Below are 14,936 nucleotides of genomic sequence, written 5' to 3'. Positions count from 1 at the left end.
CATGCCCGCGATCTCGCGCCGCCGCCTGCTGGGTTCCGGCCTGGCGCTGTCGGTGCTGGGGCCATTGGGCCTGCGCGCCGCGCCCACCATCGACGCGGATGCGGACTGGATCCCTGCCGACGATTTCCTGCGCGAGCTGCCGCGGCAGATGCAGGCGCTGGGCGTGCCGGGCATCGCCATCGCGGTGGTCGAGGACGGCGGGCTGGCATGGTCGCGCGGCTTCGGCCTGGCGCATGCCGGACGCGGCATGCCGGTGGGTGATGACACGGTGTGGGAGGCGGCCTCGCTGAGCAAGCCGATGTTCGCCTACGCGGTGCTGCAACTGGTGGACCGCGGCGTGCTGGCACTGGACGCGCCGCTGATGGGTTACGCCAGGCCGGCGTATCTGGGCAAATCGCCGTGGTTGGCGCAGATCACCGTGCGCGACGTGCTGCGCCATTCCACCGGCCTGCCGGACTGGCGCAAGGACCCGGCCAACGAACCGCTCGAACCCGCGGTCGCGCCGGGCACGCGCATCGACTATTCCGGCGAGGCCTTCGTCTGGCTGCAGCTGGCGGTGGAGCAGCTCACCGGCGAAAGCCTGGACCAGACCATGCATCGCCTGCTGTTCGAGCCGGCCGGCATGCGCGACAGCAGCTACGGCTGGGATGCCAGCCTCGCAGCGCGGTCGGTGTACGGCCATCGGCAATCGGACGATGGCGCAATCGTGGTGCCGCCGCAGATGTTGCGTGATGCCTGGAATACGGTTCTGCCGCTGGCGGATCGCATCGGCAAGCCGCTGTCCGCGTGGCGCTATGCCGACGCGGGGCGTGCGATGCCCGAGACGCAGGCTGTCGCGCGGCCGGGGCTGGTGAGTTGGCCCAGCGACATCCTGGCCAATGCGGCGGCCAGCCTGCGCTGCACCGTGCAGGACTACGCGCGGTTCATGGCGCTGATGGTGCACTCGGATCCGCAGCCATGGGAGCTGAAGCCCACCACCCGCGAGGCGATGCTGCGGCGGCAGATCGACGTGCCCGGCCGCTGGACCGAGAAGGGCCTGGGCTGGAATCTCGAAGCCACCGCGCGTGGGCCGGTGTTCTACCACTCCGGCAGCAACGGCGGCATCTTCAAGACCTTCGCGCTGGGCGATGCGCGCCGGCGCCGCGCGCTGGTGGCGATGACCAATGCCGCCAACGGCAACGTGCTGTATCGCCGCGTGGTGCGCGCGGCGACCGGATTGGACCTGCTGGCGTTCGACCTCTGACCTTGTGCGGCGATCAGCCGCGCTTGAGGCCCTTCAGGGCATCGGCCATTGCACTGTTGAAGGGCGCCTTCTGCTGTGCCGGTGCGGCAGGGTGCGGGCCACGCGCGGCACCGCCATCGCGACGGGCAGGACGCTCGTCGCGACGTGCATCGGTGCGGGCTTCGCCCACGGGATCGTCCATGCGCCGGGTCAGCGCGATGCGCTTGCGCGCCACGTCCACTTCCAGCACCTTGACCTTGACGATGTCGCCGGCCTTCACCACTTCGCGCGGGTCTTTCACGTAGCGGTCGGACAGCGCGGAGATGTGCACCAGTCCGTCCTGGTGCACGCCGATGTCCACGAACGCGCCGAACGCGGCAACGTTGCTGACCACGCCTTCCAGCACCATGCCGGGCTTGAGGTCGCGAATGTCCTCCACGCCGTCGGCGAAGGTGGCGGCCTTGAACTCCGGGCGCGGGTCGCGGCCTGGCTTTTCCAGCTCTTTCAGGATGTCGCGCACGGTGGGTTCGCCGAAGCGCTCGTCGGTGAATTGCGTAGCCTTGAGCGAGCGCAGGAATGCGGTGTCGCCGATGATCTGCTTCACCGACTTGCCGCCGGCCGCGAGGATGCGTTCGACCACCGGATAGGCCTCCGGGTGCACCGACGAGGCGTCCAGCGGCTGCTCGCCGTCCATGATGCGCAGGAAGCCGGCGCACTGCTCGAAGGTCTTCTCGCCGAGGCGTGGCACCTTCAGCAGCGCCTTGCGCGACTTGAACGCGCCATTGGCATCGCGGTGCGCGACGATGTTCTCGGCCACCGTGGCGGACAGCCCGGAGACGCGCGCCAGAAGCGCGCCGGAGGCGGTATTCACGTCCACGCCGACGGCGTTCACGCAGTCCTCCACCCGCGCATCCAGTGCGCGCGCGAGGCGGTACTGGTCGACGTCGTGCTGGTACTGGCCGACGCCAATCGCCTTGGGTTCGATTTTCACCAGCTCGGCCAGCGGGTCCTGCAGGCGACGGGCGATGGAAACCGCGCCGCGCAGCGACACGTCCAGGTTCGGGAACTCCTTCGCCGCCAGTTCCGAGGCCGAGTACACCGATGCGCCGGCTTCGCTCACCACGATCTTCTGCGCCTTCAGCTCCGGCACCAGCTTGAGCAGGTCGCCGGCCAGCTTGTCGGTCTCACGCGATGCGGTGCCGTTGCCGATAGCGATCAGCTGCACGCCGTGGGCGAGGCAGAGCTTCTTCAGCGTTGTCAGCGATTGGTCCCATTGGCGACGCGGTTCATGCGGATAGATGGTGTCGGTGGCGACCAGCTTGCCGGTGGCGTCCACCACCGCCACCTTGACGCCGGTGCGCAGGCCGGGGTCAAGACCCAGCACTGCCTTCGGGCCCGCGGGCGCGGACAGCAGCAGGTCCTTGAGGTTGTCGCCGAACACCGCGATGGCTTCGCCCTCGGCCTTCTCGCGCGCCTGGTTGAACAGGTCCAGCAGCAGGTGCATGTGGATCTTGGCGCGCCAGGCCAGCCGCACCGCGTTGCGCAGCCAGGTGTCGGCGGCGCGGCCGCGTGCGTCGATGCCGGCGTGCAGGGCGATGCGGCCCTCGGCGTACTGGTGGCCGGCCTCGGCATCGCTGCCGGGGTCGAGGTCGAGCTGCAGGAATTCCTCGCGGCGGCCGCGCAGCAGCGCCAGCAGCCGGTGCGAGGGAATCTTCGCCAGGGATTCCGCGTGGTCGAAATAGTCGCGGAACTTCTCGCCGGCCAGCTGCTTGCCTTCCACCACCTTGGCGCGGATCAGGCCCTCGCGTTCCAGCCAGCTGCGCAACTCGCCCAGCAGCGCGGCGTCCTCGCCCCAGCGTTCGATCAGGATCGCGCGCGCGCCTTCCAGCGCGGCCTTGGCATCGGCGACGCCCTTGTCGGCATCAACGAAGCCGGCGGCGAATTCCTCCGGCACCAGATCCGGGTTGGCCAGCAGGCCGTCGGCCAGCGGCGCAAGCCCCGCTTCGCGGGCGATCTGCGCGCGGGTGCGGCGCTTCTGCTTGTACGGCAGGTACAGATCTTCGAGGCGCGACTTGCTGTCGGCGGCCTCGATGTCGGCGCGCAGCTCGTCGGTCAGCTTGCCCTGCTCGATGATGCTGGACAGGATCGCCGCGCGGCGGTCTTCCATTTCGCGCAGGTAGGTCAGCCGGGTTTCCAGATTGCGCAGCTGGGTGTCGTCCAGCCCGCCGGTCACTTCCTTGCGGTAGCGCGCGATGAAGGGCACGGTCGCGCCTTCGTCCAGCAGTCCCACCGCCGCCTGCACCTGCGCGGGCTGGGCGTTGATTTCATCGGCGATCGTGGAAGCGATCTTGCGGGCGAGGGCGGGGGAGATGTCGTTCATGCGAAGTCGATGCGGCTGCGGAGCGAAGCAACCATTGTCGCCGTCGCTAGCAGTGCGCGACAGCTTGACAGGCGGCAAAAGGGGTCAGGAGAAAGGGGGCGGCGCGAATTTTTCGCCGACTGCAGGCGCTGAGCCGAATCTCGTCTGGCGAAAAATTTCACTCTGGACCTTTTGCTGGCGCAAACGCAGGGCATGGGCGCCGTTCGGGGCTACGCCAGCCAACGTCGCAGATGGAGGTAGACCTCCTGGCTGTCGAGCAGGCCCAGATGTCCGGTGTTCTCCACCACCCGTTGGCGGGTGGGGGCAATCGCCAGGCGCCGGCGCGGATCGCGATGCTCGCCGAGTGCACTGGCGACAGGCACCAGCCCGTCGCCGCGCAGCGCGCGCCCGATCCGCGTGTTCGACCCGCTGGAGCCCGCCACTGCGTAGGCACGAATCCCGGCCGGCAGCGGGAGGGTTTGGCGAGGAGGCAGCGGAAGGTCGCTGATGCTGCCGTGGCGCAGATCGCGGATGCCGGCGCTGCGCAGATCGCCGATGCGCACGAAAGGCGCCGTCCACGCCGACAGCCCGAGCGCCTGTTCCAGCAAATGGCCGGCGCGCTCCAGCGGTGCGCCGTGGTGGGGGGTGCCGAGGAACACCACCTGGTCCAACCGCTGTACCCAGGGCTGCGAGCGCAGCGTGGCCTCGTGCATCGCGGCGCGTGTCACCAGCCCGCCCATGCTGTGCCCGAGGATGGCGAAGCGCTCCACCGGCACCGGCCAGCCATCCAGCAGCTGCTGCAGCAGTGCGGAGAACGTGCGCCCATTGCGCGCGATCGGCAGCCCGCTGTTGTAGTGGAGGTGGATGGCGGTGTAGCCAAGCGCTTCGGCCAGCTGCTCGCCGTGGTCGTGGCCATTGCGGCGCCATTGCCGGTCGTTCATGCACAGCCCGTGGACCTGCACCAGCAGGCGTGGCGAGGGCGATGACAGGGCGCTGGCCCAGCGGGGTTCGCCGATCGGCAACGTCTGGCCTGCATGGCGCAACGATGCGGCCAGCGCCAATGGATTTCCGTTGGTGGTGAGCTGGTCGCCGAGCACGCCATTGAGCGCGGCCAGCAAGGCATCGCGGCGCGCCGACCCCGCGCCCTGCGGCCAGCGGTCCGCCAGCGGCGCCAGCACGCCGTCCACCGCGCCGCCCAGCAGCGACGCGCCGCTGCGGACGGCACCGTAGGCAAATCCGGCAATGCCGCGCGTGCGCGTTGTCGCTTCTGCCCCAAGCAGGCGCGCAGGCAGGCCAAGTACGTTGGCGTGCACGTTTTCGGCGAGGTCGGTGGTGGCAGTCACGGCTTGCACCAGCAACTGGGCGATCCCACGCAGGTCTTCCGCCAGCCGCGGCGGCGGGAGGTTTCCGGTGGAACCGGCGGTGTGCGCGGTGATGCCCATTCCTCCACCCTAGCGCGGGCAAGCTGAGTGAAAGTTCCAACCCGGCTGCGGGAACGGACCCGTGGCCGTGCGGGCGCTGGGTGGGGATTACCCCGGCTGCGGGCCGCGGAACAGATCGTCCTGGGCCGCGCTGCCGTCGGGTTCGGCGAAGCCGGACAGGCCCACCCCGGCCAGCCGGTAGCGCGTGCCGGCCGCCAGGCCGACGCGTGCGCGCAGGGCGCAGGCGGTATTTGCCAGTGCGCCCTCGCTGGTTGGCGGCTCCGCGCCGGTGAGGCTGCGGGTGAGGGTGCGGAAGTCGGCGGTCTTGAGCTTCAGCACCACGGTGCGGGCGATGCGGTCCGGGTGCTGCGCGCGTTCGCGCAGATAGCCGGCCCAGGTGCTGGTGGCCAACCGCTGGATATGCGGCTCCAGCTCGTCCAGCAGCAGGTCGGTGGCGAAAGTGTCTTCGCTGGAGATCTGCAGGGTGGGACGGCCGGTCTGTACTGCGCGCTCATCGAACCCCTGCGACAGCTCGTGCAGGCGTCGGCCCCAGCGGCCGAAGCGTGTCTCCAGCGCCTCCGCGCCAAGCGCGCGCAGGTCCGAGCAGGTGGCCACGCCCAGTTCGGCCAGTTTTGCTTCCATCACCCTGCCGACCCCCGGCAGGCGTCCCACCGCCAGCGGTGCGAGGAACGCCTCCACCAGCGCCGGCTTGAGCACGAACTGGCCATCCGGTTTGTTCCAGTCGCTGGCGATCTTGGCCAGGAACTTGTTGGGTGCGATACCCGCCGAGGCGGTGAGGCTGGTCTCCTCGCGGATCGCATCGCGGATTTCGCTGGCGATGGCGGTGGCGCTGCCGAGGTCGCGCTTGGGCACGGTGACGTCGAGATAGGCTTCGTCCAGCGACAGCGGTTCGATCCGGTCCGTGTAGCGCTCGAAAATACCGCGCACCTGTTTCGACACCGCCTTGTAGCGGGTGAAGTCCGGCGGCACGAACACCGCCTGCGGGCACAGCCGCTCGGCGCGCAGCGCCGGCATCGCCGAGCGCACCCCGAACCGGCGCGCCTCGTAGCTGGCGGCGCAGACCACGGAGCGCGCGCCTTTCCATGCCACCACCACCGGCAGGCCACGCAGTGATGGATCGTCGCGCTGCTCCACCGACGCGTAGAACGCGTCCATGTCGACGTGGATGATCTTGCGCTGCGGGGTTTCGCTCACCCGCAGATTCTAGTGCGCGGCCGGCGTTACCTCAGCGCCAGAACGGGATCGCATCGAAGCGCGGATCGGGATTGTCCTTGTCCGGCTTGCGATCGGCGCGCGGCGGACGGGCCACGCGCAGCTCGTGCCGGCCGCGCGGCAGCTCGCGCACGTCGATCATCGCCAGCAGGGCGGGGCGGTCGGTGCGCGGGTCGCTGGCGATCTCGTAGCGCAGGTCGGTGAGCGGCTTGCCGTCCAGCGTCGCCGGGTGCAGGCCCTGCAGACATGCCAGTTGCGCCATTGCCAGTTCGGTGCCGGCCAGCTTCCGGGTTTCCTTGCCACATCGGTCGCGCATCGCCGCCTCGTCGCGACGGGGCTGATAGGGCACGACCAGCTTCAGATAGGGCCCGATGATCACGGCGGATTGCAGGTAGGGGCGCACGTTGTCGCGGGCGGGGTCGCGTTGGTCGTCGTAATGCGCAGGGTTGACGGCCAGCGCATCGGCGTCGGGGAACCCGGCATAGCTGCCGATCGCATTGTCGCTGCGCATGGCTAGGTACGTGACGTAAACGCCGATGATCGAGACCAGCATCACTCCGAAGACCGTGACCATCATCCGGCGTTCGCCGCCGTTGCTGCCGAGGATGGCGATGATCCGGTTGTTCGTGCGGCTCATGCCCATGCGGGTGTAGAAGCGCAGCACGCGGGTGAGGAGCCGATGGGAGCGGGTATCCGGGCGGATCCGGCTGGGCAGATATTGGTCAAGACTGGCCGCGATCATGTACGGAACCATCAGGGCTGCAAGCGCGCAGAAAAACAGCCAGGCCGGTTCGATTCGCAGGGCCAAGGCCTGGGTTGCCAGCGTGGCCAGGATCAGCATTGCACCGATGGTGATGCAGACGAAGGCAAGGATCAGCGCCACGCTGACGCCGACGGCGAACACCACGCTTGAGCGATTGTCGGCCCGCTCGATCGCCGCCCCGGTCTTGTCGAGCCGCGCCGCCTCGATGCCGCGCTGGATCGGTCCCATCTTCAGCCGGTCCAGCCGGATGCCTTGCGGATGGACCGAATGCACGCCGATCAACGCGATCCATTGCGCACGCAGGAACAAGTGCACGGCGAAGGTGGTGGCCAACACCACTGCCGCGCTCTTGGCGTAGAAGTACAGCAGTGTCAGCACTATCCACCAATCGCCGTCGAACCGCGGCTCCAGCGCGAACATCCGGTCATCCAGCCACCCCGGCAGCTGCAGCATGGCGAACACCGCCACGCCGGAGATCAGCAGTTCGACTTCCCAGGTGGGCGTGGTACGGCGCGACAGGTGGCGCGTTTCTTCGATGGGTTCGCTCATGGCCGCCGATGGTGCGGGCGACGCGCGGTGCTGGCAAGCCCGGTCAGACCAGCCCGAAACCGTAGAACAGCCCGATCACCATGAACACCGCCAGCGTCTTGATGCAGGTGACGGCGAAGATGTCCTTGTAGGCCTGCCGGTGGGTGAGGCCGGTGACCGCCAGCAGGGTAATCACCGCGCCGTTGTGCGGCAGCGTGTCCATGCCGCCGGAGGCCATCGCCGCGACCCGGTGCAGTACTTCCATCGGGATGCCGGCGGCGTTCGCATTGGCGATGAAGGTATCGGCCATCGCCGCGAGGGCAATACTCATGCCGCCCGACGCGCTGCCGGTGATGCCGGCCAGTGCGGTGACCGTCACCGCTTCGTTGACCAGCGGGTTCGGGATCGAGCCCAAGGCGTTGGCGACCACCAGGAAGCCGGGCAGGGCGGCGATCACCGCACCGAAGCCGTATTCCGAAGCGGTGTTCATCCCGGCCAGCAGCGCGCCGGAAATGGCCGACTTGCTGCCTTCGGCGAAGCTGGTCTTGACCGGCTTCCACGCGAACAGCAGCACGCAGGCAATACCGGCCAGCAGCGCGCCTTCCACCGCCCAGATCGCCGCGACCTTGGACACTTCCTGCACCACCGGCGCGGGATTGCCGATCACCGCCGGCACGAAGCTGGCGCTGTCGCCGTAATGACCGGGGATCCACAGCGTCAGCAGCTTGTTGGCCACGCCCACCACCAGCAGGGGCAGGATCGCGATCATCGGGTTGGCCAGCTTGCCACCGGCGAATGCGGCCGGCTCGTTGACCAGGATGGCCGCATCGCCATAGCCCTCGCCGTTGCGCGCAGCCACGCGCCGGCGCCAGTCGAGGTAGGACAGGCCGAGGATCAGGATGAAGACGCCGCCCAGCGTGCCCAGCACCGGCGCCGCCCAGGTGTCGGTGCCGAAGAAGGTGGTGGGGATGATGTTCTGGATCTGCGGCGTGCCCGGCAGGGCGTCCATGGTGAAGGTGAACGCACCCAGCGCAATCGTGCCGGGGATCAGCCGCTTGGGGATGTTGCTCTGGCGGAACAGCTCCGCGGCGAACGGATACACCGCGAACACCACCACGAACAGCGACACCCCGCCGTAGGTCAGCAGCGCGCACACCAGCACGATCGACAGCATCGCCCGCTGCGCGCCGACCACGCGGATGGTGGCCTGCACGATGGCCTTGGAGAAGCCCGACAGTTCGATCACCTTGCCGAACACCGCGCCCAGCAGGAACACCGGGAAATACAGTTTCAGGAAGCCGACCATCTTGTCCATGAACAGGCCGGTGAACATCGGCGCCACCAGCGTGGGGTCGGTCAGCAACACCGCGCCCAGCGCCGCCACCGGCGCGAACAGGATCACGCTGTAGCCGCGGTAGGCCACCAGCATCAGGAAGCACAGCGCGGCCAACACGATCAGAAACGACATGCCCATCCCCGGCGGCGGATTCAGGGCTGCGAGTGTCGTGGCAGCGGCCGGGCCGGCCCATTGTCCGAACGTCCAATGCCGCAGCGAAGCGTTGCCGCTTACCTTGCCGGGCATTGGTGGTAATCGTGCCGCCTGCAGCACCCGGAGGGGGAGTGATGAAACGCAAGCAATTGAGCATGGCGATCCACGGCGCGCTGGCCGTGTCGCTGCTGGTGGGCACGCCCGCGCTGGCCCAAGACGCCCCTGCGGCCAAGCAGGACGGCCAGAAGACCACGACGCTGGAAAGCGTCAAGGTCACCGCGCGCAAGCGCGAGGAGACCCTGCAGGAAGTGCCGGTGGCGGTCACCGCGTTCACCGCGGACGCGCTGGACAAGCTCAACGTGGAGGACCTGTCCGATCTCGACGCGCAGGTGCCGAACCTCACCATCTACGCTGCACGCGGTTCCAGCAGCACGCTCACCGCCTACATCCGCGGTGTCGGCCAGTCCGATCCGCTGTGGGGCGTGGACCCGGGCGTCGGCATCTACATGGACGATGTCTACATCGCCCGCCCGCAGGGCGCGCTGCTGGACGTGTTCGATGTCGAGCGCATCGAAGTCCTGCGCGGCCCGCAGGGCACGCTGTACGGCAAGAACACCATCGGCGGCGCGATCAAGTACGTCTCCAAGGGGCTGCGCTCCGACTTCAACGGCTACGGCTCGGTGACGGTGGGCAACTACGGCCAGCGCGACATCAAGGCAGGGGTGGGCGGTGGCTTCGGCGGCAGCGAATACCTGCGCGGTCGCATTTCCGTGGCCGACCTGCATCGTGACGGCTTCGGCGAGAACGTCATTACCGGCGCCCAGGTAAGCGACAAGAAGATCCGCGCGTACCGCGCCAACCTGGGCGCGTACGTCACCGACAAGTTCGACCTGCAGTTCGCATTCGACCATGTCGACGACACCTCCGGCGTGCGCGGCGCGAAGATGCTGGCGCCCAACCCGTTCAACTCGATCCCGCTGTACGGTGGCACCGGGCCGAAGGCGCCGATGGCGAGCCGTTACGACGTGCGCAACGGCATGCCGAACGTCAACGACACCACCCTCAGTGGCGCGTCGGCCACCGCGAATTTCCGCATGAACGACGATTGGACGTTCAAGTACGTGCTGGCCAAGCGCGAGTCGGACACAGAGACCAACATCGACTTCGATACCACCCAGGACAAGATTGCCGACGTCAAGGCGTTCTACAGCGACGAGCAGGTCACTCATGAGGTGCAGGCGAACTACGACGCAGGCGGCCGCATGCGCGGCGTATTCGGCTTCTACAAGTTCGACGGCGAAGCCGGCGGCCAGGTGCTGAACAACTTCTTCAACCTGGCCTTCGGCGACACCCAGGGCACGATCTACACCGAAAGCATGGCGGCCTACGCCGACTGGACCTTCGACGTCAGCGACAAGTTCAGCGTGGACCTCGGCTTGCGCTGGACCTCCGAAGACAAGCACGCGGTGGTCAAGAACATCGGCTATACCGACGGCACCTTCAGCAAGCCCAGCGGCGTGGTGGCGGCGGCGTTCGACAAGACCATAAACTTCAAGAACCTGTCGCCGAAGATCTCGATGGACTATCAGGTGACGCCGGACATCATGGTGTACGGCGTGGCGTCCCGCGGTTTCAAGTCCGGTGGCTACAACATCCGCGCGCAGGCCACCGCGGTGCCGCGTTCCGCCGACCCGTTCCAGGACGAGCAGGTGGACAGCTACGAGGTCGGCACCAAGATGGGCTTGCTGGACCAGCGGCTGTTCCTGAACCTGTCGGCGTTCCACAACAAGTACAAGGACATCCAGCTTTCGATCTTCACCGAGTACACCACGCCGCAGAACACCAAGGCGTTCTTCGGTGACTTCACCAACGCGGGTGAGGGCACGGTGGAAGGACTCGAGGTCGAGTACCAGTGGCTGGCCACCGACAACTTCACGATCACCGGCAACCTGGCCTGGCTGGACGCGAAGTTCGACACCTACATGTTCAAGGGCTTCAACATCGCCGACCAGCAGGAGTTCACCAACGCACCGGACTTCTCGGGCGCGCTGAACGCCGAATACCGCATGGACCTGGGCGGCGCCGGCAGCCTGTCCGCGCGGGTGGGCTACAGCTACCAGAGCCGCGTGGTGGCAACCACCGAAGTCGTCTATGACCCGGTCACCAAGGCGACCGTGCAGCCGATCACCCAGGATGGCTACGGCCTGATCGGTGCCGGCCTGATCTGGAAGTACAACGATGCCTGGACGGTATCCCTGCAGGGCAGCAACCTGGCCGACGAGGAATACCTCACCACCGGCTACAACCTGTATTCCGCGCTCGGCGTGCACACCGGTTTCTATGGTCCGCCGCGCCAGTACAGCCTGACCGTGAAGTACGACTTCTGATCCGGTAACCCCCCGGTGGAGACGGCACGGCGGCGGGCTTCGGCCCGCCGTCGCGCTATGCTCGCCGGCCATGCACGACCATGAGCGACTTCCGTTCCCATGCCTGAAGGCGGCGCGATGCTGAGCGTCGCCGCGGTCGTGGCCGCGGCGCTGCTGTGGCTGGGGCTGCTGTTCGGCACCGGCCTGGTGGCGGAGCGGCATCCCGGCGTCTTCGAGAAGCACTGGCGCCACATTTACGCGCTGTCGCTGGCGGTGCACTGCACCTCGTGGACTTTCTACGGCACCGTCACCCAGGCCGCGCGCTATGGCTGGCCGCTGCCGCCCACCTTCGTCGGCGCGATCCTGTTCTATGCGCTGGCGATGGCGTTCATGATGCGGCTGGTGCGACTGGCGCGCGAAAGCAATGCCACTTCGCTGGCCGACCTGATCGCCACCCGGCTGGGCAAGGATCCGTGGCTGGCGGCGGTGGTCACACTGGTCGCCGTGCTCGGCCTGATTCCGTACATCGCGCTGCAGCTGCAGGCGATCACCATGAGCCTGGCCACCGTCACCACCGGGCTGCCTACCGCCGGCAGCGTGCCGCTGTGGCGCGACGGCGCGCTGTACGTGGCGCTGGCGATGGCGCTGTTCGCGATCCTGTTCGGCACCCGCCGGGTCAACGCCGCCGGGCACAACCGCGGGCTGGTGCTGGCGCTGGCGTTCGAATCTCTGTTCAAGTTGGTGGCGATGCTGGCGCTGGGTGTGTTCGTGTGGCTGGGCCTGCGGGGACTGCCGGAAGTGCCCGCTGCGCCGCCGCCGGTGGGGGCGGGTGGCTTCATGCCGCTGGTCATTCTGGGGGCGCTGGCAATGTTCGTGATGCCGCACCAGTTCCATGTCGGCGTGGTGGAGTGCCGCGACGAGGCCGACGTGCGCACGGCGCGCTGGCAATTCCCGCTGTACCTGCTGCTGATCGCACTCCCCACGTTGGCGCTGGCGCGCGCCGGCGCCGCGCTGCTGGGCGACGCGGTGCCCACCGACATGTACGCGTTGGCGCTGCCGCTGGCGCAAGGCAATGCCGCGCTGGCCCTGCTGGTGTTCCTCGGTGGGCTCAGCGCGGCCACCGGCATGGTGATCGTCAGCACGCTGACGCTGAGCCTGATGATCGGCAACCACTGGTTCGCACCCGGCCTGCTGCGCAGTGCGTGGGCCCGCCGCATCGGTGACGACGGACGCGGCGACCATCGCGGTGACCTGCTGCTGCTGCGGCGCACCGGCATCGTCGCGCTGATGCTGCTGGGCTGGGCCTACAGCCGGCTGGTCAGCGGCAACGAGGCGCTGGCCGACGTCGGTGCGGTGTCGTTTTCGGCATTGGCCACGCTGGCACCGGCGCTGGCGTTCGCGGTCTGGCGGCCGCACACGCCCGCCGTCGCTGCTTCGGCGGGCGTGCTGGCCGGGTTCGCGGCGTGGCTGTGGGTGATGTTGGTGCCGATGCTGGTGGCCACCATCGGCGGCGACCCGGCGTGGCTGCGCGACGGGCCGTTCGGGCTGTCGTGGCTGGCGCCGGATGCGGTGTTCGGGCTGACCGGCTGGAGCCGATTGGGCCGCGCGGTGGGGGTGAGCCTGTTCGTCGGCACCGCCGCCACCCTGCTGCTGGCTGCGCTGCGCGGTGCACCCCGCCATCGGCAGGCAGGCGGCGCCGACCTCGCCAGCCTGCGCGACGCGGGGCGTCGCTTCCTGCCGGCGCCCCGCGTCGATGAGCTGCTGCGGCATGCGCCGGCCAGCGGACCTGTGCCGGCGCGGATCGAATCGAAACTGGAGCACGAACTGGCCGCGGTGCTGGGCAGCGCCTCGGCGCGGCTGCTGTTGGACGCGGCGCGCCGCGATCTGGTGGAGGATGCCAACCGCCGCGGCGCCGACCTCGATACCGTCGCCGCCATCGTCGGCGAGGCCTCGCAGGACCTGCGCTTCAACCAGCGGCTGCTGGAGGCGGCGCTGGAAAACATGAGCCAGGGCATCAGCGTGGTCGATGCCGATCTGCATCTGGTCGCGTGGAACCGTCGCTACGAGGAGCTGTTCGGCTACCCGCCGGGAATGCTGCGGGTGGGCATGCCGATTGCCGAGGCGGCGCGCTGGGCGCTGCGCGAGATCGCCGGCATCGATCCGGCCCGCGGCACCGACGCGCTGGAGCGCCGGCTGGCGCATATGCGCGCGGGCACGCCGCATCTGTCGGAGCGCGTGTTCAAGGACGGCTGCATCGTCGAAATCCGCGGCAACCCGATGCCGGGGGGCGGTTTCGTCGCCACCTTCACCGACGTCACCGAGTTCCGCCAGGCCGAGGCCGGGCTGATGCGGGTGAACGAAACGCTGGAGCAGCGCGTGGCCGAGCGCACCGCGCTGCTGGAAACCGCCAAGCGCGAGGCCGAGCACGCCAACGATGCCAAGAGCCGCTTCCTTGCCGCCATCGGCCACGACCTGCTGCAGCCGCTGCACGCCGCCCACCTGTTCACCGACACCCTGCAGCAGCGTGGCGAACCGGCGCAGCGCGAGCTGGCGCGGCATATCGGCTCCGCGCTGGATTCCACCACCGACTTGCTGACCACACTGCTGGACATGTCGCGGTTGGAGGCCGGCGGGCTGGTGCCGGAGCCGCGGGCGTTCCCGCTGGCCGATGTGCTGGATCCGCTGGTGGCGCAGTTCCGCGTGCTGGCCGAGCTGCGCGGGCTGGCGCTGGAGTTCGTGCCCACCCGCGTCTGGATTCGCAGCGATCCGCAGTTGCTGCGGCGGGTGCTGCAAAACTTCCTCGCCAACGCGTTGCGCTACACCGCCAGCGGCCGGGTGCTGCTGGGCGTGCGCCGCAGCGGCGAGGGCCTGCGCATCGAGGTCCACGACACCGGGCCCGGTATCGATGCGGCCAGGCGCGAGGCGATCTTCGAGGAGTTCCGCCGTGGCGATGATGCGCCGGGGCAAGGGCTGGGCCTGGGACTGGCGATTGCCCGCCGCATCGCCCGGCTGCTGGATTCGGACGTCTCGCTGCGCAGCACCTTGGGCCGCGGCAGCATCTTCGCCATCGACGTGCCGCGCGCGCCGGTGGCGCAGCCGCATCGCGCCGTGCCGCGCGGGCTTGGCGGGCTGCGCGTGCTGGTGGTGGACAACGAAGCGCCGGCGCGCGACGCTCTGGCCGGGGTGCTGCGTGGCTGGGGCTGCGAGGCACTGGCGGTAGCAGGCGGCGACGCCGCGACGGTGGTGCTGGCGGCTGCGCCGTTCGACCTGTGGATCTTCGACTACCACCTCGACGAGGGCGACGATGGCGTGGCGCTGCACGCTCGCCTGTCGGCGGCGTTTCCGGCCGCGCCCTGCCTGATCCTCAGCGCCGACCAGACCGGCGCGGTTCGCAGCGCCGCGCAGGAAGCCGGCTTGCCGCTGCTGATGAAGCCGCTGCGTCCGCTGGCGCTGAAATCGGTGCTGGACCGGATGCTGGCGGCGCGCGGGTCGGATTATTCCTAGCCGCAATCGCGCCAAATCCTGCTTGGCCGCGGCGGGGTGGGGCGCTACCGT

The 14,936-nt window shown here is 68.8% G+C and carries 8 protein-coding genes; 3 read left to right on the top strand and 5 right to left on the bottom strand.

The genetic code is table 11. From position 1 onward, the window contains the following. Position 1 precedes the first annotated feature (1 nt). A complete protein-coding gene (locus G582_RS0100605; protein WP_051246371.1) occupies positions 2-1,243 on the top strand; it encodes a serine hydrolase domain-containing protein in 1,242 nt (413 codons plus the stop codon). 13 nt (positions 1,244-1,256) lie between these two features. Here the strand turns inward: G582_RS0100605 and G582_RS0100600 are convergent, their stop codons facing one another. From G582_RS0100600 to G582_RS0100580, 5 genes are all read right to left on the bottom strand, one after another. Continuing rightward, a complete protein-coding gene (locus tag G582_RS0100600; RefSeq protein ID WP_028838175.1) occupies positions 1,257-3,602 on the bottom strand; it encodes a Tex family protein in 2,346 nt (781 codons plus the stop codon). Between the two features lie 209 nt (positions 3,603-3,811). Then, positions 3,812-5,023 (bottom strand): PGAP1-like alpha/beta domain-containing protein, encoded by a 1,212-nt coding sequence (locus G582_RS0100595; RefSeq protein WP_051246368.1) that lies wholly within the window; start codon positions 5,021-5,023, stop codon positions 3,812-3,814. Positions 5,024-5,110: 87 nt separating this feature from the next. Next, positions 5,111-6,217: a DNA polymerase IV gene (gene dinB / locus G582_RS0100590; RefSeq protein ID WP_282705135.1), complete on the bottom strand. Its 1,107-nt coding sequence runs from the start codon at positions 6,215-6,217 to the stop codon at positions 5,111-5,113. Positions 6,218-6,248: 31 nt separating this feature from the next. Beyond that, positions 6,249-7,547, bottom strand: a complete 1,299-nt coding sequence (locus G582_RS0100585; RefSeq protein WP_028838172.1) for a hypothetical protein — start codon at positions 7,545-7,547, stop codon at positions 6,249-6,251. 43 nt (positions 7,548-7,590) lie between these two features. After that, positions 7,591-8,994 (bottom strand): GntP family permease, encoded by a 1,404-nt coding sequence (locus G582_RS0100580; protein WP_028838171.1) that lies wholly within the window; start codon positions 8,992-8,994, stop codon positions 7,591-7,593. A gap of 155 nt (positions 8,995-9,149) precedes the next feature. On the opposite strand from G582_RS0100580, the gene G582_RS0100575 reads away from it, so the two are divergent. Further along, positions 9,150-11,402, top strand: coding sequence for a TonB-dependent receptor (locus tag G582_RS0100575; RefSeq protein ID WP_028838170.1), 2,253 nt, complete (start codon positions 9,150-9,152; stop codon positions 11,400-11,402). Between the two features lie 117 nt (positions 11,403-11,519). Further along, positions 11,520-14,885: a PAS-domain containing protein gene (locus G582_RS0100570; protein ID WP_028838169.1), complete on the top strand. Its 3,366-nt coding sequence runs from the start codon at positions 11,520-11,522 to the stop codon at positions 14,883-14,885. The last annotated feature ends 51 nt before the right edge of the window (positions 14,886-14,936 follow it).

The organism is Thermomonas fusca DSM 15424, from assembly GCF_000423885.1.
Lineage (GTDB): Bacteria > Pseudomonadota > Gammaproteobacteria > Xanthomonadales > Xanthomonadaceae > Thermomonas > Thermomonas fusca.
This window is presented reverse-complemented; position numbering and strand designations above follow the sequence as displayed.